This window comes from Pseudomonas sp. SWRI111 (assembly GCF_014268555.1).
Classification (GTDB): domain Bacteria; phylum Pseudomonadota; class Gammaproteobacteria; order Pseudomonadales; family Pseudomonadaceae; genus Aquipseudomonas; species Aquipseudomonas hamedanensis.
In genome coordinates, this window is the sequence record NZ_JABWQQ010000013.1 from 60,504 (window position 1) to 82,912 (window position 22,409).

A 22,409-nucleotide genomic window follows, 5' to 3' on the forward strand; every position below is an offset into this window, starting at 1 on the left:
GCGCAAGACAGCTGGATCGGCGAGTCAAGACAGCCACACAGCCCACTAGTATATAGAGGGGTTGGGCGGCACAATAGCCGGGCCTATATGGCATTGTGAAACTACTGTGACGAGAAAAACCGCTTGCTTCGTCGGAAGGATTTTTCCGCAGCTTTGCGCAAAGACCGCTGTATCGGCGCTGAAACACGGTTTTTCGGTTCAAGGTCGTTCATTGTGCGGTGGGACGTCTATAAATAATTGGAACTTTTGCCAAAGGCCCAAGATCAATAGACGGTGCCAGAAACCAGGGACAGTGTCGGCTTCAATGCGGAATCTGCGGTTGGATTCCTGCCGGCGAAACCGATGACAAGATTATTCGCGCAGCCGGTTTATCCCGCGCTGCGTTTTTCGTGCGTGCCAAATCAGAGCCCGCAGGAAACTTGCTTGGAGGGGGAGAACTTTTGCGAAAAGCCCGAGTCTATGTTTGCAAGTCTGGTCGTTTAGTAATGCAAGTCTCCTCCGGGCTTATCGAGGAGTGTTCATGCTAACCCAGGAAGAGGATCAGCAGCTGGTCGAACGCGTTCAGCGTGGCGACAAGCGAGCTTTCGATCTGCTGGTGCTGAAATATCAGCACAAAATTCTCGGGTTGATCGTGCGTTTTGTGCACGACACCCATGAAGCCCAGGACGTTGCTCAGGAAGCCTTTATCAAGGCGTATCGAGCACTTGGAAACTTTCGCGGCGACAGTGCGTTTTATACGTGGCTGTACCGTATTGCCATTAACACGGCGAAGAATTACCTGGTTTCACGCGGCCGCCGGCCGCCGGATAGCGATGTAAGTTCAGAGGATGCTGAGTTCTACGACGGCGATCACGGCCTCAAGGATCTCGAATCACCAGAACGAGCACTGCTGCGGGATGAGATCGAAGGCACCGTCCATCGAACCATCCAGCAACTGCCAGAGGATTTGCGTACGGCTTTAACTTTACGTGAATTCGATGGTCTGAGTTACGAGGACATTGCGAGCGTCATGCAGTGTCCGGTGGGTACCGTGCGCTCCCGGATTTTCCGCGCTCGGGAGGCCATCGATAAAGCCCTGCAACCTTTGTTGCAGGAAAACTGAGACAGCGGCGACAGCCAAGAGAGGAACGCCATGAGTCGTGAAGCCCTGCAGGAATCGCTGTCCGCAGTGATGGATAACGAAGCGGACGAACTGGAATTGCGTCGAGTGCTCAACGCACTGGATGATGTTGAAACCCGTGAGACCTGGGCTCGTTACCAGATTGCTCGGGCAGCCATGCACAAGGATCTGCTGCTTCCGCGTCTGGATATCGCTGCGGCAGTGTCTGCTGCGCTGGAAGACGAAACGGCACCGGCCAAAGTTTCCCGCAGCCCATGGCGCAACCTGGGTCGTCTGGCTGTAGCCGCCTCGGTGACCGTTGCCGTTCTGGCCGGTGTTCGCCTGTACAATCAGGACGAAATCGCCGGCGTCGAACTGGCTCAGCAAAGCAGTCAGACCACCCTGGCTACTCCACAAGTCAAGGGTCCGGCTGTATTGGCAGGCTATAGTGAGAGTTCTGAAGCCACCGGTCCTATGGCCAACGGCGTATTGCAAGGTCAACCAGGCTGGCACGATCAGCGTCTGCCAGGCTATCTGCGCCAGCATGCGCAACAGGCTGCGCTGAAAGGGACTGAAAGCGCGCTGCCTTACGCACGTGCGGCAAGCCTGGAAAACCGTTAAGGAGGATCATGCGCGCCATACCTGTACTTTCGCTTCTGCTGAGTGGCTGGTTCATCGTTCCAGCCCATGCCGATGACGCCCAGGATTGGTTGACCCGTCTGGGCCAGGCCGAGCAGAAGCAAAGCTTCCACGGCACTTTCGTTTACGAGCGCAACGGTAGTTTTTCCACCCATAACATCTGGCATCGTGTCCAGAATGGCCAGGTCCGCGAGCGTTTGCTACAGCTCGACGGTTCGGCTCAGGAAGTTGTGCGCATTGACGGACATACTCAATGCGTCAGCGGCACCCTGATTGCGGGTCTTGGAGATTCACCCAATTCGACCGCTCGTTCCCTCGATCCCCAAAAGCTGAAGAACTGGTATGACCTTGCTGTCATTGGCAAGTCGCGCGTGGCCGGGCGGGATGCGGTAATCGTATCGCTAACGCCTCGCGACCAACACCGTTACGGTTTCGAATTGCATCTGGACAAGCGAACCGGCCTGCCCCTCAAGTCGTTGTTGCTGAACGACAAGGGCCAGTTGCTCGAACGCTTCCAGTTCACCAGCCTGGACACTGATGAAGTTCCGTCGGATAAAGACTTGCTCGCTGACGCCGATTGCAAGCCGATTACCCTCGACAACAACAAGGCGTCTGCGGTGAAAACGGCGCAGGTCTGGCGCTCGGACTGGCTGCCACCGGGTTTCGAACTCAGCAGCAGCACCTCGCACAAGGATCCGCAAACCAAGACTCAGGTCAACAGCCTGATGTATGACGATGGTCTGGCGCGTTTCTCGGTGTTCCTGGAGCCTTTGAACGGCGCGACGGTCACCGATACCCGCACGCAGTTGGGTCCGACCGTTGCCGTCTCCCGTCGCTTGACCACACCGCAAGGCGAAATGATGGTCACGGTGGTGGGGGAAATCCCGATTGGCACCGCTGAGCGAATCGCCTTGTCGATGCGCAACAATGATGGCGCTGCGACCAGCAAGCAGTGAGCTGATTTCAGTCATTCCCACTTCGTCGTCGAGACGTAGAAATGTTTGCTGAGCATTTTCATTTGCAAATCACCTGAAAATTTTTTATAGGTCAGAGCCTCACGGCTCTGGCCTTGTTTGTTGTTCCCGGAACAAAAATGCCGGTCAGTGGTTTCCGGTGTTCCTTTGCTCCATATCGCTTAACCCTGCTCGTCGTAACGGGAGCTGTATGTCGATACCTAGTTTGAAGTCTTACCTTTCCATCTTCGCCACCGTGCTGCTGCTCGGTCAGGCGGTCCCTGCTGCGCAAGCGGCCGATCTGCCTGATTTCACCCAGCTGGTCGAACAAGCCTCGCCAGCGGTGGTAAACATCAGTACCACGCAGAAACTGCCGGACCGCCGAGTGAATCAGCAAATGCCGGACCTGGAAGGTCTGCCACCGATGCTGCGCGAGTTCTTCGAGCGCGGTATGCCGCCTCAGCAACGTTCGCCGCGTGATGGTCGCCAGCGTGAAGCGCAATCGCTGGGCTCGGGCTTCATCATTTCTCCGGATGGCTACATTCTCACCAATAACCATGTGATTGCCGATGCCGACGAAATTCTGGTTCGTCTGGCTGACCGCAGCGAAATGAAAGCCAAGCTGATCGGCACCGATCCACGCTCCGACGTGGCGCTGCTGAAAATCGAAGGCAAGGACTTGCCAGTACTCAAGCTCGGCAAATCCCAGGACCTCAAGGCCGGCCAGTGGGTAGTAGCGATCGGTTCGCCATTCGGTTTCGACCACACCGTGACCCAGGGCATTGTCAGCGCCGTGGGCCGCAGCCTGCCGAACGAAAACTATGTGCCGTTCATCCAGACTGACGTGCCCATCAACCCGGGTAACTCCGGTGGCCCGCTGTTCAACCTCAACGGTGAAGTGGTCGGGATCAACTCGCAGATTTACACCCGCTCCGGCGGTTTCATGGGCGTGTCGTTCGCCATCCCGATCGATGTGGCGATGGACGTTTCCAACCAACTGAAGAGCGGCGGCAAAGTCAGCCGTGGCTGGCTGGGCGTGGTGATTCAGGAAGTGAACAAGGATCTGGCGGAATCGTTTGGCCTGGATAAACCGGCCGGCGCACTGGTTGCGCAGATTCAGGATGACGGCCCGGCAGCCAAGGGTGGCCTGCAAGTGGGCGACGTGATTCTGAGCATGAACGGCCAGCCGATCGTCATGTCCGCTGACTTGCCGCATCTGGTCGGTGCCTTGAAGGCTGGCGCCAAAGCCAGCCTGGAAGTGATTCGTGAGGGCAAGCGCAAAAACGTCGAACTGACGGTGGGCGCTATCCCTGACGAGGACAAGGAGCTGGACGCGTTGGCGAAGTCTGGCGCTGAAAGCAGCAGCAACCGTCTCGGTGTGGCGGTAGGTGAGCTGACCGCCGAGCAGAAGAAAGCCTACGACCTCAAAGGCGGGGTGGTGATCAAGGAGGTGCAGGACGGACCTGCGGCCCTGATCGGTCTGCAGCCGGGTGATGTGATCACTCACCTGAACAATCAGGCGATCGGTTCGGCCAAGGAGTTCACCGACATCGCCAAGGCGTTGCCGAAGAACCGTTCGGTGTCGATGCGCGTTCTGCGTCAGGGTCGCGCCAGCTTCATTACCTTCAAACTGGCTGAATAAGCCGGCGGCAAGGTAAAAAGAAACCGCCTCGAAAGAGGCGGTTTTTTTGTGCTTGCAGCTTTTGTCTGACGCAGAAGATCTTCAGCCCATCATGTCCTTGATCATGCGTTCCTGCTCCATCAACTCCCGCTGGCGCGCGTCGATTCGCGAGGACAGCGGGAAGTTGTTGCCCGCCTTGCGCTTGGCGAAGTCCAGTTGCTGAATGGCCTGACGGTAATCGCCGACCAGCGCGAAGTATTCGGCCCGCGCCTGATGCAGGCCAATGATGTTGCCCGACAAGCCACGGGTTTCGGCCACCTGATACCAGACGTCCGGATCATCCGGGCGTGACTTGAGCAAACTGTCCAGGGCCTTCTCGGCCTCGGCGGCGCGATTTTGTTTCAGCAACAAATCGACGCGCACCTGATTCAGCGGATAGTTGCCCGGGAATTGCGTGAGCATGCGTTCAGCCCGTGATTGGGCGTCGGGCAGGCGATTGTTGGTGATGTCCAGGTCGATCTGCGCGAGGTTGTAGATGATTTCGTTCGGCGATTTGACCAGCAACTGTTTGAGGTTTTCCCGTGCTTCATTCAATTGGCCGCCCTTGATCTGCGCGATCGCCAGGCCGTAGCGAGCGACGTCGTTTTGCGGGTGCTCATCCAGTTGCGCACGGAAGCGCTTGGCGCCCAGGCCCGGGGTTTCTTCGTAGATCAACTGTACGCGTGCGCGGATCAACTGATAGCGCTTGGAGTCCTCGATACCGCCCGGTTTGGCCTGCTCGGCACGGTTGCGGGTGTCGGCAATCCGCGACTCGGTGACCGGGTGAGTCAGCAAGAACTCCGGCGGCTTGGCGTCGAAACGATACTGGCGCATCAGGCGTTCGAACATGGTCGGCATCGAGCGCGGGTCGTAACCGGCCTTTTCCAGGTTAAGAATGCCAATGCGATCGGCTTCCTGTTCATTCTGACGCGAGAAAGTCCGTTGTGACTGGATCGCCGCTGCCTGGGTACCGGCGATGGTGGCAATTCCTGCGTCGCCGCCGCCGGCTGCGGCAATGACGATCCCGGCCAGCAGTGCGGCCATCATCGGCACCTGCATCCGCTGCGAGGCTTCAACGCCACGGGCGAAGTGGCGCTGCGACAAGTGAGCCAGTTCATGGGCCAGTACCGAGGCGTATTCGCCCTCGGTCTGCGCGTTGAGGAACAGACCGCCATTGACCCCGACAACCCCGCCGGGGGCAGCGAAGGCGTTGAGTTGCGGACTGTTGATCAGGATGAATTCAAGGCGTCGGTCAGTGACCTGGCTGGTCTCCACCAGCTTGTAAACGCTGGATTCGACATAGTCCTTGAGCTGTGGATCATTGAGCTGGGAAACCTGGCTGCGCAACATGGCCAGCCAGGCGCGCCCGAGCTGATATTCCTGTTGTGGCGAGACAATGGCAGAACTGGCGTCGCCAAGTGACGGCAGATCGTCGGCAAAGCCCGGTGAGGCGAGCAGGCAAGCGAGCGTCAGCAGGGTAGGGCGCAGAAAAGTCATGCACAAAGCCTTAGAAGACAAAGACCTTACTGTAGCCGGACACCGAAGCTGCGACCAGATATTCTAGGTGGCCCGAATGACCTGAACGGAGTGCCGCAATGACTGACGCTGTAGCCCATGACGTAGAACTGGACGCCAGTGGCCTGAATTGTCCGTTGCCGCTGCTCAAGGCAAAAATGGAACTCAATAAACTGCAGAGCGGCGCTGTGCTCAAGGTGATCGCCACGGATGCTGGCTCGCAGCGTGACTTCCGTACCTTTGCCAAACTGGCCGGTCATGCGCTGCTGCGTGAAGAAGACGACGCTGGCGTCTACCGTTACTGGTTGAAAAAAGCCTGAAGCGACCGCGTTAAAAACCGAAGGGATTATTGATGTTCAAAGTGTTACGCGACTGGATTCAGCGTTATTTCTCCGATGAAGAAGCGGTGGTGCTGGCGGTGCTGCTGGTTCTTGCCTTCACCGCCGTGCTCACCCTTGGCGGCATGCTCGCGCCCGTGCTGGCGGGGATGGTGCTGGCCTATCTGATGCAAGGTCTGGTGGTCACGCTGGAGCGCATGCGTGTGCCCGGCGGCGTGGCGGTGGGGTTGGTGTTTGCGCTGTTCATGGGCGTGCTGATGCTGTTTATCGTCGTGGTGCTGCCGTTGCTGTGGCATCAGTTGATCACGCTGTTCAACGAACTGCCGGGGATGCTCGCCAAGTGGCAGTCGCTGCTGCTCTTGCTGCCAGAGCGCTATCCGCATCTGGTGTCTGACGAGCAGGTGTTGCAAGCCATCGAAGCGGCGCGGGGGGAGATCGGCAAGTTCGGGCAGTGGGCGCTGACGTTCTCGCTGTCGAGCCTGCCGTTGCTGGTGAACATCATGATCTATCTGGTGCTGGTGCCGATTCTGGTGTTCTTCTTCCTCAAGGATCGGGCCATGATCGGTGAGTGGGTGCGCGGTTATCTGCCTCGCGAGCGCGCGCTGATCACTCGGGTCGCCCAGGAAATGAACCGGCAGATCGCCAATTACATTCGGGGCAAAGGCATCGAAATCGTGATCTGCGGCGGCGTGACTTATATCGCCTTCATCGCCTTGGGCCTGAACTATGCGGCGCTGCTGGCGTTGCTGGTCGGATTGTCTGTGGTGGTGCCGTATGTCGGTGCCGTGGTCGTGACCGTGCCGGTCATGCTGATTGCCTTGTTCCAGTGGGGCTGGAGCGATCAGTTCATCTACCTGATGGCGGTCTACGGAATCATTCAGACGCTGGATGGCAACGTGCTGGTGCCATTGCTGTTTTCCGAAGCGGTCAATTTGCACCCGGTGGCGATCATCTGCGCAGTGCTGTTGTTCGGTGGGCTGTGGGGATTCTGGGGAGTGTTCTTTGCGATTCCGTTGGCGACGCTGTTCAAGGCTGTGCTTGATGCGTGGCCGCGCAAGGAGCCGGTGGTGGCGCCGTTGTTGTAGCGGTGATCTGGAATTTGTAGAGAAGCTATTCGCGAGCAGGCTCGCTCCCACCAATTGAAATGCAATCAACTGTGGGAGCGAGCCTGCTCGCGAAGGCGTTCGTGCAAACGACGCAGAAACTCAGGCTCTATTCAGAGCCTGAGCGGCAGCCAGCACGGCATCAACATGCCCCGGCACCTTCACGCCGCGCCATTCCTGACGCAGCACACCATCCTTGTCGATCAGGAAAGTGCTGCGATCAACGCCCAGGTATTCCTTGCCATACAGCTTCTTCAACTTGATCACGTCGAACAGCTGGCATACCGCCTCGTCCTTGTCGCTGATCAGCTCGAACGGGAATTCCTGTTTGCCTTTGAAGTTTTCGTGCGACTTCAAACTATCGCGAGAGATGCCGAAGACTTCAGTATTGGCAGCCTTGAACGCCGCATATTGATCCCGAAAACCCTGGCCTTCGGTGGTGCAGCCCGGCGTGCTGTCCTTGGGGTAGAAATAGATCACCACTTGCTTGCCCTTCAAGGCGGACAGGCTGACGGTTTGCCCGCTGGTGGCAGGCGCTTCGAAATCCGCTACCGGCTGGTCGATGACAACGGCCATGAAAGCTTCCTTACATTGGGTTTTGTGGGCGCCAAGGCTCGATCAGCGCATCCAGATTCATCGCATCGGCGAAATCGAGGAACTGATCGCGCAGCCAGCTGATCTGGGTGCCGGCCGGCAGGGTCACGGTGAATGTGGCGTTGAGCATGGTGCCGCCGGTCTGTGGCGCCTGGTACGTATCGCAGGTCAGGTTTTCCAGTTCGACGTTGTGATCCATGAAGAACTGGCACAGCTCATTGATAATGTCCGGGCGATAGGCCGAGCTGACGTAAGCCACGTAGGGCAGGGCCTGCGGACGATTCTCCAGCGCCGCGCTGCGCACCACGTTGACGGTGAAGGCGTGACGCTTGGCGAGTACCGGCAGGCTGCCTTCCAGGCGAGCCAGGGCGTCCCAGCTACCGGAGACTTCCAGTACCAGAGCGCTGCACTCGCCGTGGCGGGTCAGGCGTGACGTGACTACGGCGCAGCGGTTTTCATGGCTGGCGCGGCACAGGACGTTGGTCAGCTCCATGGGGTTGGCGCCGAGGGCACTGATGACAAGGAATTGTTCGCGAACTGTGGGGGTGGACATGCAGCATTCCTAAAGCGATGAGCGGTCGGTAGGTTTACGCGCGTTGTCCGTCGGGGAAGTGCCTGAGCGTGCCGTTCCGTCAGTCCCGGCAAGCGCTCGCGGTTCGCTCCACGGTGGCGGGAGCGCGTCGAGGCGACGCAGGAACGGGGTCTGGGAGGCCGAAAAGGGAGGCTGGAACCCGGCGTACAAGCTGATCAGTACCGATCAAAGTCTGAAGGGTAGCGAAAAGCGGCGCCAAGGGGAATGGCGGCAGCGCAGTACTTCGCTTGTGCAAGCATCTTGGCGCCAGTACCATTACCGCTCTCTTTTTCCGGCAGGAGCGGTTTCATGATTGCGGGCAGTATGGTGGCACTGGTCACTCCCATGGATGCACAAGGGCGTCTGGACTGGGACAGCCTCAGCAAACTCGTGGACTTCCACCTCAAGAACGGCACCCATGCCATTGTCGCCGTCGGCACCACCGGCGAGTCGGCAACCCTTGATGTAGATGAACACATTGCCGTCATCAAAGCCGTGGTCAAACAGGTCGCCGGGCGTATTCCGGTCATCGCCGGCACGGGCGCCAACTCGACCCGCGAAGCCGTCGAGCTGACCCGCAATGCCAAGGAAGCCGGTGCCGATGCCTGCCTGCTGGTGGTTCCTTATTACAACAAGCCGACTCAGGAAGGTTTGTACCAGCACTTCAAACACATCGCCGAAGCCGTCGACATCCCGCAGATTCTTTACAACGTTCCGGGCCGCACGTCTTGCGACATGCAGGCCGAGACCGTGATTCGCCTGTCCACCGTGCCGAACATCATCGGCATCAAGGAAGCGACCGGCGACCTGAAGCGAGCCAAAGCGATCATCGAGGGTGTGAGCGAGGATTTCATCGTGCTGTCCGGCGATGATCCGACCGCCGTCGAGCTGATCCTGCTGGGCGGCAAAGGCAACATCTCGGTGACCGCCAACGTCGCACCGCGCGAAATGGCCGACCTGTGTGAAGCCGCGCTCAAGGGCGACGCCGACACCGCACGGGCCATCAATGAAAAACTGATGCCGCTGCACAAAGATCTGTTCATCGAAGCCAACCCGATTCCGGTGAAGTGGGCGCTGGTCGAGATGGGCCTGATGCACGAAGGCATCCGCCTGCCACTGACCTGGCTGAGCACACCTTGTCATGAAACGCTTCGCACGGCCCTGCGCCAGTGCAGCGTCCTGGTTTAATTGAGGAAGTACAACGCATGAAGCGAATGGCCGGACTTTCCGCACTTGCCTTGATTATCTCCAGCACCAGCGGCTGCGGATGGATCTGGGGTCCGGAAGGTTATTTCCGCGACCGTGGTAGCGATTACCTGCAAGCGCAACAGACTGCACCGATGCAACTGCCACCGGATGTCAGCACCTCCAAGCGTCTGGATCCGCTGTTGCCGATCCCGCGTAACGTCGCCGACGACACCGCCAAGGGCGAATACATCGTGCCGCGTCCGCAGCCGTTGTCCGCTGTTGCCGATGCCAGCGATTACTCGCTGCAAAAGAGCGGTGACTCGCGTTGGGTCGTCGCCCAGCATCCACCGGCCGAAGTCTGGCCTGTGGCGGTGCAGTTCTTCCAGGACAGCGGTTTCCGCCTGGACGAGCAGCGCCCGCAGACCGGCGAATTCACCACCACCTGGCAGCATTCCGACGAACTGTCGGCGTCCATGGCCAAGCGCTTGAGCGCCGCCGGCATCGCCAGCGACAGCGAAACCCGTGTGCGTGTGCGCATCGAACCGGGCGTGCAGCGCAACACCAGCGAAATCTACGTGGTCAGCGCCGAGCGTCCTGCCGGCAGCACGACCGACGTCGCGTTCACCAACCGTTCGGTCAACACCGGCCTGGACGCTGCGCTGGTCGACGACATGCTCGCGAGCATGAGTCGTACTTCCGAGAAGGGCGGTTCGGTGTCGATGCTGGCATCGCGTGATTTCGACGCGCCGAGCCGTGTCAGCCTCAGCGAAGACGGCAGTGGCAACCCGGTGTTGAACGTCGGCACCGATCTGGATCGTGCCTGGTCGAGCGTCGGCCGTGCGCTGGAACAGGGCGAGTGGCGCGTTGAAGACATCAACCGCAGCCTGGGCCTGTACTACATCAACCTGGCTGAAAAAGCCGAGAAGAAAGACGACAAGCCTGGTTTCTTCAGCAGCCTGTTCGGCAGCGCGCCGAGCAAGGAAGAAGTCGAAGCCCGCGCCGAGCGCTATCAGGTGCGCCTGAGCAAGGTCGGCGAGAACATTCAGGTGACCGTCGAGAAAAACATCAACACCGTGGCGCCGGCTGACGTTGCCCGTAAAGTGTTGAGCGTGATTCAGGACAACCTGGGCTGATCGACCATGCGTTTTGCCGTTCTCGGCAGCGGTAGCCAAGGGAACGGCACGCTGATCGCCAGTGCTGATACGTATGTACTGGTGGATTGTGGTTTTTCCCTGCGGGAAACCGAAAAACGCCTGCTGCGCCTGGGTGTGAACCCGGCGCAACTGAGCGCGATACTCGTAACCCACGAACATGCCGACCACGTGCATGGCGTGGGTTTGCTGTCTCGGCGCTACAATCTACCGGTCTACCTCAGCCGGGGCACACTGCGCGGGATGCGCAAACCGATTGAACCCGCAGGCTTGCTGGCCGGCGGCGAACAACTGCAGATCGGAGCACTGAACATCGGGGTCATTGCCGTGGCCCATGATGCGCAGGAACCGACCCAGTATGTCTTCAGCGATCATGAACAGCGGCGCTTCGGCCTGCTGACCGATCTGGGGTCCTACTGCGAGCGGGTGCTGGACGGTTATCGGGATCTCGATGCGTTGATGATCGAGTCCAACCATTGTCGCGACATGCTGGCGCGCGGGCACTATCCGTACTTTCTCAAGCAGCGGGTGGGCGGCGAGCTGGGACATTTGAACAACCATCAGGCGGCATTCCTGGTGGCCGAGTTGGGCTGGCAGGGGTTGCAACACCTGGTCCTGGCCCATCTGAGCAGCAAGAACAACCTGCCGCAGTTGGCCCGGCAATGTTTTGTCGACACCCTCGGGTGCGACCCGGACTGGCTGCAACTGGCCGATCAAGATTCAGGGCTCGACTGGCGCCACATCGCCTAGCCCACCTACTTAGCAAGCGGAGCCCATCATGGAAAAACGTGAAGAACTCTACCGCGGCAAAGCCAAATCGGTTTACAAGACCGACGACGCTGACCGCTTGATCCTGCTGTTTCGCAACGACACCTCGGCGTTCGACGGCAAGCGTATCGAACAGCTCGATCGCAAAGGTATGGTGAACAACAAGTTCAACGCCTTCATCATGCAGAAACTCGAAGCGGCCGGCATTCCGACCCAATTCGACAAACTGCTGGGCGACAACGAGTGCCTGGTGAAGAAGCTCGACATGATCCCGGTTGAATGCGTCGTGCGTAACTACGCCGCCGGCAGCCTGGTCAAGCGTCTGGGCGTCGAGGAGGGCATGAAGCTCAATCCGTACACCTTCGAACTGTTCCTCAAGGACGACGCCAAGGGCGACCCGTTCATCAACGAATCCCACGTCGTGGCATTCGGCTGGGGCACCGCCGAACAACTGGCACGCATGAAAGAACTGTCGCTCAAGGTCAACGAAGTCCTGAGCAAACTGTTCGACGACGCCGGCCTGCTGCTGGTCGACTTCAAGCTTGAATTCGGCGTATTCAGCGACGGCTCCATCGTCCTGGGTGACGAGTTCAGCCCGGACGGCTGCCGTCTGTGGGACAAGGACACCAAGAAGAAAATGGACAAGGACCGCTTCCGCCAAGGCCTCGGTGACGTCATCGAAGCCTACGAAGAAGTCGCCAATCGTCTGGGTGTACCGCTTTAATCGACGCAAGCATCTGATAGCACGAAGAAATTTTCGAAAGAGGGTTTGCTTTCGGTAGAAGTGTTGTTATGATGCGCGCCGTTGGAGAGATGCCAGAGTGGCCGAATGGGACGGATTCGAAATCCGTTGTACCTTCACCGGTACCTAGGGTTCGAATCCCTATCTCTCCGCCATACATAGAAAAAGCCCCGTAGATGAAAATCTACGGGGCTTTTTCGTATTCGTTGTCTCGTCAGCCAACCGGGCACTGACGTAGCCAGCGCCCACAGCGATCAACGCAGATCGATCTCGCTGAATTTGAGGGTGAGGGTCTCATCATTCAGGTCGTTGAATACAAGCTTGACGGCGGGAGCCTTGGTCAGCTTGCTGTTGCTTTGCTGAAAGATCAGCGTGACCCGCGTCGGAACGTTGCGGATCAGCTGGAACCGCAGCCACGCGCGGTCTTCAACCTGGCCGACGCGAATTGATTCGAACTTTAGCGGGCCACCCGATTCGTCGAAGAGGCGCGTGCTTTCGTCGAAGCGGAAACTGCGATCGACGTTCAGGTTCGTCAGCTCGAATGTACACGTTGGCAACCGGCCGATATTTTCACAGCCATCCAGCTCAATGCGGACGTTGTCCAAGACTTCCATTCGCTTGCCGAGCAGGTTGCTGCCCTCGTTCTCCACGATTTTTGACTGCAGTTTCGCGAATTCGAATGAGGGTTTGGCGTATTCCGTGCCGAGAATAAAAAAACCGAATGAAATACCGGCAATGATCAGAAACTGCAGGCTTCCTCTAATCAGGGGCGTGAAATTGCGAATTTGCCACCCGATCGACACAGCGCCCAGAAACATGAAGGTGCTGACGAGCAAGACGACATTTTTCCAACTGATGAAGCTGAAGCCGAAGACGCTCGGGTCTGGCACGGCGTAGGTGATCAGTGCCCACATGCCACTGAGCAGAACAGCCAGCCCGGCCATGCCTCGCGTTATAAGGGAAGTGAGTTTCTGTGTCCGGGAAACAGGCGCTGAAAGATCTTGGGGGAGGGTCAACGTTACGAGCTCCTTTCGTAGCCTGATCATGTATCCATAGGGTGACTGTCGGGCCGATGAGACGAAATCCCTGGCGTCAGGGATCGGTGATTTGTGGCAGGTAGCCATTATCCATCTGCAACGGTCTGGGTAAAGTCGTATCTTGGTCGATTGGAAACCTGGCGGGGTGCGGAACGCGATATCTGAGTGCTGCCTACATTGATAGGCAGCACGTTTGCGCTTAGATCTCCTTTATCGGCGTCTCCCCCTGCACAGCCTTGATCAACCCGATCACGTGCAAACAGTCAGCCTTGTTCACATAAGATTCGCCGCTGGCGATAGTCTCGTGGTTGCCTGCTCGTAGCCGCCAGCGCCATTGGCCTTTGCCGGTGCTTGGGGTGCCTCTGGATTGTCGGTAAATCTCGAAATACATTCGGTTCGCTCCCTGCGATTTGTCGGTGCAACAGCCTGTGTGGTGCACCGACGCAAGACTAGCCGAGCGAGGTTTTTTGGCTATCGAGGATTTGTTTCCAATCGTTCGCGAATGTTTCTGAAGGGCGCATTCCAGAGCGCGCTGATTGGCCTCTGGATTGGCCAATATGACGCCGTCCGGCGCTTGCAACCGAGAGGACGCTACTGCTTAATACGGGACGGCTCATGGCGTCGGCAAGTGATCGGCGACCGATAAACACTATAAGAAGAGCACTCCTTTGACTGAGCATGGAACGCAGCAGGCCGCTCGGGTGGCGTTGTCACTGGTTGTCCCGGTTTTTAACGAGGAGGACAGCCTCGACCGGTTTCTCGCGCGCATCGATCAGGTCTTTGCGGCGCAAGCGCTGATTGATCTTGAATTGGTGTTTATCAACGACGGCAGCACCGATGCCACCCTTGAGCGTTTGCTTGAGCATCAGCGCCGCGATTCGCGCCTGCGCATCGTCGATTTGAGTCGCAACTTCGGCAAGGAAGCAGCGTTGTCCGCCGGTTTGCAGATGGCGACCGGGCAGGTCGTGGTGCCGATTGACGCCGACCTGCAGGATCCGCCCGAAGTCATCCTGCAGATGATCGAGCGCTGGCGTGAGGGCTATGAAGTCGTACTCGGCCATCGCATCAGCCGCCACAGCGATACCTGGGCCAAGCAAACTTCGGCGCACTGGTTCTATCGCCTGCACAACCGCATTGCCGAACAGCCATTGCCCGAAAACGTCGGCGATTTTCGTCTGATGGACCGCTGCGTGGTCGATGCTCTGCTGACCTTGCCCGAGTCGCGACGCTTCATGAAAGGCCTGTTTGCCTGGGTCGGCTTCCGCACCACTCACGTCGATTACGAGCGCCCCGAGCGCGTGGCGGGGCACAGCAAGTTCAACGGCTGGCGCTTGTGGAACTTCGCGCTGGAAGGCATCACCAGTTTCAGCACCGAACCGCTGCGGATCTGGACCTATGTGGGCGCTGCGGTGTCGCTGGTGTCCTTTGCCTTTGCCATGTTCATTGTGCTGCGCACGCTGATTCATGGGGTCGACATGCCGGGGTACGCCTCGCTGATGGTTGCCGTGACCTTTCTCGGCGGCCTGCAATTGATCGGTATTGGCATCCTCGGTGAATACCTGGGCCGTACGTATATCGAATCCAAACGCCGACCGGTTTTTCTGGTGCGTCGCGTCTATGACCCGAAGGACTGAAACATGGATCTCAAGGAAACCGACATCCTCGGCGACAGCATCGACGAGCATTGGTATTACTGCTCCAAGGCCGCCGCCACCCGACGGTTGCTGGGCGATCAGCCAATCAGGCGCATTCTTGATGTCGGCGCCGGGTCGGGGTTTTTCTCCCACCATCTGCTGACCCATACCGATGCGCAGGAAGCGTGGTGTGTGGACATCAGTTATCCCGCCGACTCCAGCGCTACCACCGCGGGTAAACCCGTGCATTACCGTCGCGGGATCGATGCCATCGACGCCGACCTGGTGCTGCTGATGGACGTGCTGGAGCATGTCGATGATGACCTCGGTCTGCTCAAGGCTTACGTCGACAAAGTGCCGTCGGGCAGTCGTTTTCTCATGACCGTGCCGGCGTTCCAGTTTCTGTGGAGCGGTCACGATGACTTCCTTGAGCACAAGCGTCGCTACACCCTGGCGCAATTCGAAACACTGGCCCGTGACGCCGGCCTGACGGTGCGGCGCGGTGCCTATTATTTCGGTGCGGTGTTTCCTTTGGCGGCGGCGTTGCGCTTATTGCCGCAAGGTCGGCAGGCAGCGGAGCCGCGTTCGCAGCTCAAGCGCCATTACCCGTTGGTGAACGCGGCGCTGAAGATGCTTTGCCGGGTGGAGCTGCCGCTGCTGAGTCTGAATCGTCTGGCCGGCCTGAGCGTTTTTGTGCTGGCGCAGAAACCGTGACATCGAGTGAAAAGTCAGCTCTGATCCAGCGTGGTCTGCGTTTCGCGGTGACCGGCTTGTTCGTCACCGCCCTGCATGCACTGGTGGCCGTGCTGTTCATCAATTTTGTTGTCGCGCTGCCGCCCCTCGCCAACGGCGTGGCCTTTGTTGTGGCAACGGTGGTGTCGTATGTGATCAACACCACCTGGAGCTTTTCCGCCCGATTGCAGGGCCGCACCCTCTGGCGTTTCCTCGCCGTGTCGGCATGTGGTTTCGGGTTGGCGATGTTTGTCGCCTGGGCCGCGCAGATGGCCGGCCTCCACTACGGGTTGGGCATTGGCGCCGTAGCGCTGACCATCCCGGCATTCACGTTTGTCCTGCACAACTTCTGGACGTACCGATGAAGGAATGGAACAAATCTCCAGCCCTGGCGATTTTGCCGTTGTTATTGGGGGCGCTGGCATTTCTCCTGGTGATCGGCCCGCGCGCACTGGATCCGCAAAACATCGCCTGGCTCGCCGAAGGGGATCCGGCGACGCATTATCTCGGGTGGGTATTTTTCCGCCATTCACCGTGGACGTTCCCGCTTGGACTCAATCCTTCCTATGGGATGGAATTGGGCAGCGCAATTATTTTTTCTGACTCCAATCCGTTATTGGCGCTGCTGTTCAAACCGTTCAACCATTGGTTGCCTGAGACGTTCCAGTATTTCGGCATCTGGCTGCTGGCCTGTTTTGTCCTGCAAGCCTGGTTCGCCTGGAAACTGCTCGGTCTGATGACGGCAAACCCGCTGCTTCGCCTATTGGGCGCAGGGCTGTTGGTATTTTCCCCTCCGATGTTTGTCCGTACCGGCGGGCATTTGTCCCTGGCCGGGCATTTTCTGATTCTGGCCGCGCTGTACTTCGCGCTACATCCGTCCCTGCAGCGACGGCGTCTGGCCTGGGGCGTCTTGCTGTCGGCTACAGCACTGGTGCACGCCTACTTGTTGGTGATGGTCGCACTGATCTGGGTTGCCGATGTGTTGGGCAAAGTCACGGCCGCCAAATTGACTCGACGGCAGGGGCTGATCGAGTTCGGCGGTCTGTTCGCGCTGGTCAGCGTGTGTTGTTGGCAGGCGGGTTACTTCAGCATTGTCGATGGCGCCGGTGGTGGTGGTTTCGGCTGGTATCGGATGAACCTGCTGGCATTGTTCGACGCCGATGGGTGGTCGCTCCTTTTACCGGACATCAAGACGGCCGGCGGCGACTACGAGGGCTTCAACTATCTGGGGCTCGGCGCGCTGCTGCTGTTCCCCTTGGCGGTGTTGGCGTTGTTCTCCGCGCGCATCGACGGCAAGGCGCTGCTGCGCAGTTATCCATGGCTGTTGTTGGCGATGCTTGGGCTGAGTCTGTTTGCGTTGTCCAATCAGATCGGCGTAGGCCTGCACACGTTCAGTTATCCGCTGCCCAAAACCATCGAGGGCCTGGCGAGTATTTTTCGTGCCTCGGGGCGCATGTTCTGGCCGGTGTTCTACGGCATTGTCCTGTTGCTGATCTATCTGGTGGTCCGCGGCTACCGGCCGGCCATTGCCATGGCCCTGCTGGCCATGGCGCTGACCGCGCAAGTGCTCGACACCCGCTTGGCCTGGGCCGGTTTGCGTGCGGCAAAAATGCTGCCGCCGAGCGCCGCCTGGGCCAGTCCGATGCGCGATCCGTTTTGGGCCAGCGCTGCCGCTCACTACCGGAATATTCGCGTGCTGGCGCCGCAGAACCAGGCAGAGCGCTGGCAGGTCATCGCTGATTTCGCCGGACGGCATCGATTGAAAACCGATGCGGTGTACATGGGGCGGGTGAGCCCTTCGGCACTCGCCGAAGCCCAGCGCGAGGCTCGGCGTCGTCTCGAGTCCGGGCAGTATGAGGCCGACTCGCTGTACATCCTTGACGATGACTCCCTCGACCTCGCCAGCAAAGTCCTTCGCAGCGATACCGACTTGCTGACTCGGGTCGACGATTTTGTCGTGCTCGCGCCGGGCTGGAAGCGCTGCGAGCGATGTCTGCCGATGGCTGATGAAGGTCGCGCGATTTCCTCACTTGTGCTGAGCCGTCCGGGACTCGTGCACACGTACGATCGCAAGAGTCGGCAATTGGTCAGCGGTTGGGGCGCTCCGGAGACCTGGGGGACCTGGAGCGAGGGGACAGAGGCGCACATTGCGTTACGCGTAGCCCCGCAAACGCAAGCGATCGTCATCGAAGCGCTGGCATTCGCCTTGCCTCCTGGCCTCAGTCAACGGGTCATCGTCAGCATCGATGGCGTTGAGGTGCTGTCGACGCGCCTGACCCAGGCTCAGGGCAATCGACTGCAAATCCCCCTGAGCGCGGCGATCCGCCAAACCCTGGCGCAGGACGCTACGCTGAGGCTCCAGATACAGCTTCCGGACGCCGCCAGCCCGCGCAGTCTGGGGGCCAACGATGATGCTCGCGTCATGGGCATCGGTATCAAGACCCTGACCGTGCAATGAGCGCGAGCGGGGCGCGTAAAGGTTAATGGACGCCAGCCCGGCAGCCTTTCTACACTGCGGCTATTCCGGGGAGCAGGGGGCAATGGATGAACCGCAATGAACTACGCAAGGCCGACATCAACCTGATGGTGGTTTTCGAGACCTTGATGCTGGAGCGCAACGTGACCCGGGCGGCCGAGAAACTGTTTCTCGGTCAGCCGACCATCAGTTCGGCGCTCAACCGCTTGCGCACCATGCTCAATGATCCGCTGTTCATCCGCGTGGGCCATCGCATGGAGCCGACGGCCCGTGCCGAAGATATCTACCGCCACCTCAAGCCCGCGCTGGATTCGCTCTCGGTCGCGCTGAGCCTGACCCGTGATTTCGACCCTGCCGTCAGCACCATGACCTTTCGCATCGGCCTTTCCGACGACGTTGAGTTCGGCCTGCTGCCGCCGCTGTTGCGCGCGTTGCGCCAAGAGGCGCCGAACGTGGTGTTTGTCGTGCAGCACGCCGACTACTGGCGAATTCCCGACCTGCTCGCCGCCGGTGACATCACTGTCGGCATCAGTCAGACCCGCGGCCTGCCGGCCAATGCCAAGCGTAAATTGCTGCGGCACATTCAGCCGAGCATCCTGCGTGCCGACGCCAGCGAGCACCCGCTGACCCTCGATGAATATTGTGCGCGTCCGCATGTGCTGGTTTCCCACACGGCCAACGTCAGCGGTTACGCCGACGAGTGGCTGGCAGAGCTGGGCCGCACCCGTCAGGTGGTGTTGTCGGTGCCGCAATACAGCGCATTGCCAGCGCTGCTGGCCGGCACGGATCTGATCGCCAGCCTGCCGGATTACACCGCCGCGGCGATGGCGGCTTCGGGGCTGCTGTTCAAGGAGTCGTTTCCGTTCAAGACGCCCATGCTGGATCTGTCGATGGTCTGGCTCAGTCACGTCGACAGCGACCCGGCCGAGCGCTGGCTGCGTTCGCGCCTCGAAGCCTTTATGAGCGAACGGCCGCTGATTGCGTCCTGAATTTCAACACGACTACCTGTAGGGCGAGCCCTGTGGCGAGGGGATTTATCCCCGCTGGGCTGCGCAGCAGACCCGATTTTTTTGGGGGCGCTGCGCGACCCAACGGGGATAAATCCCCTCGCCACAGCGCGCACTCCTACAGGAACGGTGCCAGGCTCGCGGCAATAATCCGTCGCAAACAGCAGGACCACGTTGTGCTATATGTACAGCCTTTCTGCCCATTGAATGGAGATCTGCAATGCCACACCTGCACATGGAATACACCGCCAACCTGCCGCAGTTGAACGCCGACGTTGCGTTGATCCGGCTCAATAACACGTTGGTGGGGTCCGGTCAGTTCGGGGCGGAATTCGATATCAAGAGCCGCGCGGTCAAGGTCGAGACCTTCAAGGTGGGCACGGCCATGGGCGAGCGCGCGTTCATTCACGTGAAGCTGGCGCTGCTCAGTGGTCGTTCGCCGCAGATCAAAAAACAGTTGTCGCAAAGCCTGCTCGCCGTGTTGCAAGACCTCTGCGAATGGCCGGCCGGACTTGAAGTGCAACTGTGTGTCGAACTGGTCGACATCGATCGCGAGTCCTACAGCAAAACCGCAATCGGCGTTTGAGGTTCAGGCCGCTTCCAGCTCGCTGCACACCTTGATCACCTGCTCGCGCAGCCAGACGTTGGCGCTGTCCTGATCGGCGTTCTGGCTCCACTGCATGTCTAGGGTAAAGCCCGGCAAGCCGTTCGGCGCTTCGCAGTGATTGAACACCGCCTCGTTGGTCAGCAAGCGCTGGATCCGTCGCGGCAGGGTGAGAATAAAGTCAGTGCCGGTGATCATCTTCAACGCGGCGCTGTAACTGTTGGAGCGGGCAACAATCTGGCGTTTCTGCGCCTGCCGCGCCAGCCAGCCGTCGACCATGTTGGTGGTCGACAGCCACGGCGTCGGGAACACATGGCGACGCTCGGTGAACGCTTGCAGGCTCAGGCGTGGTTCCAGCGGCGTGGCGCGTTTGTCGAAGACACAGACCAGATCATCTTCCAGCAGCCTGCGCGATTTCAGATCGGCGTGGTGACGATGGAAGTTGGGGCCGAAACTGATCACCAGATCGAGGCTGCCATCGCGCAACTCATCCGCCGGCACATCGGTTTCAAACTTGTGCACGTTGACCATCACCGGCAAGTCATCGAAGTCAAAACGCTTCAACAACCGCGGCAGGATCAACTGCTCGAAGTATTCCGGGGCGCAGATATTGAAGGTGACTGACTGTTGCGTCGGGTCAAATGTCGGCGCCCCGGCGTGGCACAGGTTGATGCTCTCGAGGATTTTCTGCACATGGCCGTACATGCTGCTGGCCTTGTAGGTCGGGCGCATGCCGGTGCGGGTGTTGATGAACAGTTCGTCTTCGAAACTGGTCCGCAGTTTCTTCAGGCAATAACTGACGGTGGACTGACTGACAAACAGCGTTTCCGACACATCGGTGACGCTGCTCTGCTCATACACGGCGATAAACACCATGAGGTCCTGCATGTCGAGCTTTCGAAGCAAGTTACTGTTCAGCATCCGTTCCGTCTCGCTGTGCTCCTTGCGCCGATACCGCGCAAACGTGTGCGAACGATCCTAGCGGAACGATGGTGCCAAGAGAAACCCCTGTAGGACATTTCACGGACAGTTGTGAGACAGAAACTTTTAGTAACACGACGTCATCGAACAAAGCGCTAAAACATGGCCAGAGGCCTGCAGCCGGATCAGCGAAAGTGTCGCCGGTAATGCCGTGGATCGAAGCGCAGCGTCATCAGCAGCATCACCACCATCACCAGGGTCAACGACCACCAAGCCCACTCAAAACTGCCCAGTCGGTCGCGGATCAGTCCGGCCAGTAGCGGCGACAGGCCGGCAATCAGGTAACCGATGCCTTGCACAAACGCGGTCAGGCCACCGGCGCGTTGCGGATCGTCGAGGTGGTCGAGCGAGACGATCAGGCTCATCGGAAACAAGCCGCCGATGCCCAGGCCCAGCAGGCACGGCCACAGCAGGCTGAGGGACTGCGGACTGAGGATCAGGCCACAGAAACCGACGATGATCAGGCCGAGCAGCGCTGCCAGCACCCAGCGTCGATCGCGGCTGCGATTGGCGATGACGGGCACTACCAGGCCGGAAATTACCTCCATGGCTGTCAGAAAACCCAACAGCAGGCCGGCGTTTTGTTCGCTCCAGCCGTTCTCCACGTAGTACGGCGCGAGCCAGGCCAGCACACAGGTGTAGGACGCCGTTCCGAGACCGAAAAAGATTGCCAGCAGCCAGGCGCGGGCATTGCTGAACAGGGCATCCTGGCGGGGCGCCTTCGCCGTGGACGACGCCAGGTTGTGGCGTTGCGACCAGACGAACAGCAGCGCGAGCAAGGCCAGCGCCGCCCAGATCGCCAGACCGCTGCGCCATTGCCCGGTGTGCGCCAGCACCAGCGGTGCGAACGAGGCGGCAATCGCCGCGCCGCCCATGATCGAGGTGACATACAACCCCATGCACAGCGCAACGCTGTCGGGGAAGCGCGACTTGATCAAGGCCGGCATCAGCGCCTGAATCAGCGCGATGCCCAGACCCGCCAGCACCGCGCTGGCGATCAACTCGGCGGCCGAGTCGACCAACAGGCGCGACAGGGTTGCCAAGCCGATGATCAGCAATGACAGCAACAGCGTTCGCTGCTCGCCCAATCGCCGAGCGATGCCGAGGCCGACAAACATCGCCAGCCCCATGGCCATCACCGGCAGCATGGTCAGCAGCGACGCGACACCAAAGCTCAACGCAATGTCGCCGCGAATCGCCGAGAGCAAAGGCCCGACCGCTGCCATCGAAGGACGCAGATTGAGCGCGACCAGCATGATCGCGAGCATCAGCCAGACAGCGGGGCGGGCGGTGGTGCGTACGGTTTCCATCTTCGGGCCTTTGAACAGGAGGCCGACGATTAGGCGCGACGAGCGCTGGCGCATGCAAATCAGAAAATCCCGAGCCGTATCTAAGAATCCGATATCACACCGTCTCCTTGTAGGAGCGGGCTTGCTCGCGATAGCAGTCGGTCAGTCACCACTACCTTATCTGAACCACCGCTATCGCGAGCAGGCTCACTCCTACAAGGAACTGTGAACGGTCCTGAACTGAATAAAACCTGAACCATTCTCAAATATTTGCAACGTTCCATTGTTATTACCTCGCTCCAACTAATCATTGGCATCTTTTTCACGA

23 protein-coding genes and 1 tRNA gene are annotated in these 22,409 nt (G+C 59.3%); 17 read left to right on the forward strand and 7 right to left on the reverse strand.

All coding sequences use genetic code 11. The features are described from left to right. The first annotated feature begins 520 nt into the window (after positions 1-520). The 4 genes from rpoE (at position 521) to HU755_RS16290 (ending at position 4,333) form a co-directional block, all read left to right on the forward strand. A complete protein-coding gene (gene rpoE, locus HU755_RS16275) occupies positions 521-1,102 on the forward strand; it encodes an RNA polymerase sigma factor RpoE (RefSeq protein WP_003172477.1) in 582 nt (193 codons plus the stop codon). A gap of 30 nt (positions 1,103-1,132) precedes the next feature. Continuing rightward, the gene (locus tag HU755_RS16280; RefSeq protein ID WP_186548882.1) at positions 1,133-1,720 is read left to right on the forward strand and encodes a sigma-E factor negative regulatory protein; all 588 of its coding nucleotides are present in this window, start codon (positions 1,133-1,135) and stop codon (positions 1,718-1,720) included. 8 nt (positions 1,721-1,728) lie between these two features. Continuing rightward, the gene (locus HU755_RS16285; RefSeq protein ID WP_186621919.1) at positions 1,729-2,694 is read left to right on the forward strand and encodes a MucB/RseB C-terminal domain-containing protein; all 966 of its coding nucleotides are present in this window, start codon (positions 1,729-1,731) and stop codon (positions 2,692-2,694) included. 208 nt (positions 2,695-2,902) lie between these two features. After that, positions 2,903-4,333 carry a DegQ family serine endoprotease gene (locus HU755_RS16290; protein ID WP_186634447.1) on the forward strand — a complete coding sequence of 477 codons (1,431 nt, stop codon included), beginning with the start codon at positions 2,903-2,905 and terminating at the stop codon, positions 4,331-4,333. Between the two features lie 81 nt (positions 4,334-4,414). Here HU755_RS16290 and HU755_RS16295 read toward each other — a convergent pair whose 3' ends face one another. Continuing rightward, positions 4,415-5,848, reverse strand: coding sequence for a M48 family metalloprotease (locus tag HU755_RS16295; protein WP_186634450.1), 1,434 nt, complete (start codon positions 5,846-5,848; stop codon positions 4,415-4,417). A 98-nt stretch (positions 5,849-5,946) separates the two neighbouring features. On the opposite strand from HU755_RS16295, the gene HU755_RS16300 reads away from it, so the two are divergent. Both HU755_RS16300 and HU755_RS16305 read left to right on the forward strand, forming a co-directional pair. Beyond that, positions 5,947-6,186, forward strand: a complete 240-nt coding sequence (locus tag HU755_RS16300; RefSeq protein WP_186548874.1) for a sulfurtransferase TusA family protein — start codon at positions 5,947-5,949, stop codon at positions 6,184-6,186. A gap of 32 nt (positions 6,187-6,218) precedes the next feature. Next, entirely contained in the window at positions 6,219-7,289 is a 1,071-nt protein-coding gene (locus HU755_RS16305) for an AI-2E family transporter (protein WP_186621915.1), read from the forward strand. 120 nt (positions 7,290-7,409) lie between these two features. On the opposite strand, the gene HU755_RS16310 is transcribed toward HU755_RS16305, so the two are convergent. Continuing rightward, a complete protein-coding gene (locus tag HU755_RS16310) occupies positions 7,410-7,883 on the reverse strand; it encodes a peroxiredoxin (protein ID WP_186634453.1) in 474 nt (157 codons plus the stop codon). A 10-nt stretch (positions 7,884-7,893) separates the two neighbouring features. After that, positions 7,894-8,454: a glycine cleavage system protein R gene (locus tag HU755_RS16315; RefSeq protein WP_007958014.1), complete on the reverse strand. Its 561-nt coding sequence runs from the start codon at positions 8,452-8,454 to the stop codon at positions 7,894-7,896. Positions 8,455-8,781: 327 nt separating this feature from the next. Between HU755_RS16315 and dapA the strand changes: the two genes are divergently transcribed. The 5 genes from dapA to HU755_RS16340 all read left to right on the forward strand — a co-directional run bounded on the left by dapA (position 8,782) and on the right by HU755_RS16340 (position 12,476). Further along, complete coding sequence (dapA, locus tag HU755_RS16320) at positions 8,782-9,660, forward strand: 4-hydroxy-tetrahydrodipicolinate synthase (protein ID WP_186548868.1); 879 nt, start codon at positions 8,782-8,784, stop codon at positions 9,658-9,660. Positions 9,661-9,677: 17 nt separating this feature from the next. Further along, positions 9,678-10,793, forward strand: a complete 1,116-nt coding sequence (bamC, locus tag HU755_RS16325; RefSeq protein ID WP_186634458.1) for an outer membrane protein assembly factor BamC — start codon at positions 9,678-9,680, stop codon at positions 10,791-10,793. A 6-nt stretch (positions 10,794-10,799) separates the two neighbouring features. Then, positions 10,800-11,561 carry an MBL fold metallo-hydrolase gene (locus HU755_RS16330; RefSeq protein ID WP_186621907.1) on the forward strand — a complete coding sequence of 254 codons (762 nt, stop codon included), beginning with the start codon at positions 10,800-10,802 and terminating at the stop codon, positions 11,559-11,561. 28 nt (positions 11,562-11,589) lie between these two features. Continuing rightward, the gene (purC, locus tag HU755_RS16335) at positions 11,590-12,303 is read left to right on the forward strand and encodes a phosphoribosylaminoimidazolesuccinocarboxamide synthase (RefSeq protein WP_007963288.1); all 714 of its coding nucleotides are present in this window, start codon (positions 11,590-11,592) and stop codon (positions 12,301-12,303) included. Positions 12,304-12,386: 83 nt separating this feature from the next. After that, positions 12,387-12,476, forward strand: a tRNA-Ser gene (locus tag HU755_RS16340). A gap of 99 nt (positions 12,477-12,575) precedes the next feature. Here HU755_RS16340 and HU755_RS16345 read toward each other — a convergent pair. Continuing rightward, positions 12,576-13,337 (reverse strand): hypothetical protein, encoded by a 762-nt coding sequence (locus HU755_RS16345; protein WP_186548857.1) that lies wholly within the window; start codon positions 13,335-13,337, stop codon positions 12,576-12,578. Between the two features lie 220 nt (positions 13,338-13,557). After that, on the reverse strand, positions 13,558-13,749 hold the full coding sequence (locus HU755_RS16350; RefSeq protein ID WP_095119102.1) for a DUF1508 domain-containing protein: 192 nt from the start codon (positions 13,747-13,749) through the stop codon (positions 13,558-13,560). A 277-nt stretch (positions 13,750-14,026) separates the two neighbouring features. Here HU755_RS16350 and HU755_RS16355 point away from each other — a divergent pair, with 277 nt between their 5' ends. From HU755_RS16355 to HU755_RS16380, 6 genes are all read left to right on the forward strand, one after another. Further along, entirely contained in the window at positions 14,027-14,992 is a 966-nt protein-coding gene (locus HU755_RS16355; protein ID WP_186548853.1) for a glycosyltransferase family 2 protein, read from the forward strand. A gap of 3 nt (positions 14,993-14,995) precedes the next feature. Beyond that, positions 14,996-15,706 (forward strand): bifunctional 2-polyprenyl-6-hydroxyphenol methylase/3-demethylubiquinol 3-O-methyltransferase UbiG, encoded by a 711-nt coding sequence (locus HU755_RS16360; RefSeq protein ID WP_186634461.1) that lies wholly within the window; start codon positions 14,996-14,998, stop codon positions 15,704-15,706. Beyond that, the gene (locus HU755_RS16365; protein WP_186634464.1) at positions 15,703-16,089 is read left to right on the forward strand and encodes a GtrA family protein; all 387 of its coding nucleotides are present in this window, start codon (positions 15,703-15,705) and stop codon (positions 16,087-16,089) included. The genes HU755_RS16360 and HU755_RS16365 overlap by 4 nt, the downstream gene beginning before the upstream one ends. Beyond that, a complete protein-coding gene (locus HU755_RS16370) occupies positions 16,086-18,182 on the forward strand; it encodes a DUF6311 domain-containing protein (protein ID WP_186634467.1) in 2,097 nt (698 codons plus the stop codon). Before HU755_RS16365 ends, HU755_RS16370 begins: the two co-directional genes overlap by 4 nt. A gap of 86 nt (positions 18,183-18,268) precedes the next feature. Continuing rightward, the gene (locus HU755_RS16375; RefSeq protein ID WP_186548845.1) at positions 18,269-19,189 is read left to right on the forward strand and encodes a LysR substrate-binding domain-containing protein; all 921 of its coding nucleotides are present in this window, start codon (positions 18,269-18,271) and stop codon (positions 19,187-19,189) included. Positions 19,190-19,427: 238 nt separating this feature from the next. After that, positions 19,428-19,793 (forward strand): 5-carboxymethyl-2-hydroxymuconate Delta-isomerase, encoded by a 366-nt coding sequence (locus HU755_RS16380; RefSeq protein WP_186548844.1) that lies wholly within the window; start codon positions 19,428-19,430, stop codon positions 19,791-19,793. A 3-nt stretch (positions 19,794-19,796) separates the two neighbouring features. Here the strand turns inward: HU755_RS16380 and HU755_RS16385 are convergent, their stop codons facing one another. Continuing rightward, entirely contained in the window at positions 19,797-20,732 is a 936-nt protein-coding gene (locus HU755_RS16385) for a LysR family transcriptional regulator (protein ID WP_186634470.1), read from the reverse strand. A 185-nt stretch (positions 20,733-20,917) separates the two neighbouring features. Next, entirely contained in the window at positions 20,918-22,102 is a 1,185-nt protein-coding gene (locus tag HU755_RS16390) for a cyanate transporter (RefSeq protein WP_186634472.1), read from the reverse strand. Between the last annotated feature and the right edge of the window lie 307 nt (positions 22,103-22,409).

Coding starts and splice junctions, on each gene's coding strand:
- HU755_RS16295 (WP_186634450.1), bottom strand. CDS start 5,848: ATGACTTTTCTGCGCCCTACCCTGCTGACGCTCGCTTGCCTGCTCGCC.
- bamC (WP_186634458.1), top strand. CDS start 9,678: ATGAAGCGAATGGCCGGACTTTCCGCACTTGCCTTGATTATCTCCAGC.
- HU755_RS16300 (WP_186548874.1), top strand. CDS start 5,947: ATGACTGACGCTGTAGCCCATGACGTAGAACTGGACGCCAGTGGCCTG.
- HU755_RS16360 (WP_186634461.1), top strand. CDS start 14,996: ATGGATCTCAAGGAAACCGACATCCTCGGCGACAGCATCGACGAGCAT.
- HU755_RS16390 (WP_186634472.1), bottom strand. CDS start 22,102: ATGGAAACCGTACGCACCACCGCCCGCCCCGCTGTCTGGCTGATGCTC.
- HU755_RS16285 (WP_186621919.1), top strand. CDS start 1,729: ATGCGCGCCATACCTGTACTTTCGCTTCTGCTGAGTGGCTGGTTCATC.
- HU755_RS16315 (WP_007958014.1), bottom strand. CDS start 8,454: ATGTCCACCCCCACAGTTCGCGAACAATTCCTTGTCATCAGTGCCCTC.
- HU755_RS16350 (WP_095119102.1), bottom strand. CDS start 13,749: ATGTATTTCGAGATTTACCGACAATCCAGAGGCACCCCAAGCACCGGC.
- HU755_RS16380 (WP_186548844.1), top strand. CDS start 19,428: ATGCCACACCTGCACATGGAATACACCGCCAACCTGCCGCAGTTGAAC.
- HU755_RS16280 (WP_186548882.1), top strand. CDS start 1,133: ATGAGTCGTGAAGCCCTGCAGGAATCGCTGTCCGCAGTGATGGATAAC.
- HU755_RS16330 (WP_186621907.1), top strand. CDS start 10,800: ATGCGTTTTGCCGTTCTCGGCAGCGGTAGCCAAGGGAACGGCACGCTG.
- HU755_RS16375 (WP_186548845.1), top strand. CDS start 18,269: ATGAACCGCAATGAACTACGCAAGGCCGACATCAACCTGATGGTGGTT.
- dapA (WP_186548868.1), top strand. CDS start 8,782: ATGATTGCGGGCAGTATGGTGGCACTGGTCACTCCCATGGATGCACAA.
- rpoE (WP_003172477.1), top strand. CDS start 521: ATGCTAACCCAGGAAGAGGATCAGCAGCTGGTCGAACGCGTTCAGCGT.
- HU755_RS16310 (WP_186634453.1), bottom strand. CDS start 7,883: ATGGCCGTTGTCATCGACCAGCCGGTAGCGGATTTCGAAGCGCCTGCC.
- HU755_RS16370 (WP_186634467.1), top strand. CDS start 16,086: ATGAAGGAATGGAACAAATCTCCAGCCCTGGCGATTTTGCCGTTGTTA.
- purC (WP_007963288.1), top strand. CDS start 11,590: ATGGAAAAACGTGAAGAACTCTACCGCGGCAAAGCCAAATCGGTTTAC.
- HU755_RS16305 (WP_186621915.1), top strand. CDS start 6,219: ATGTTCAAAGTGTTACGCGACTGGATTCAGCGTTATTTCTCCGATGAA.
- HU755_RS16385 (WP_186634470.1), bottom strand. CDS start 20,732: ATGCTGAACAGTAACTTGCTTCGAAAGCTCGACATGCAGGACCTCATG.
- HU755_RS16290 (WP_186634447.1), top strand. CDS start 2,903: ATGTCGATACCTAGTTTGAAGTCTTACCTTTCCATCTTCGCCACCGTG.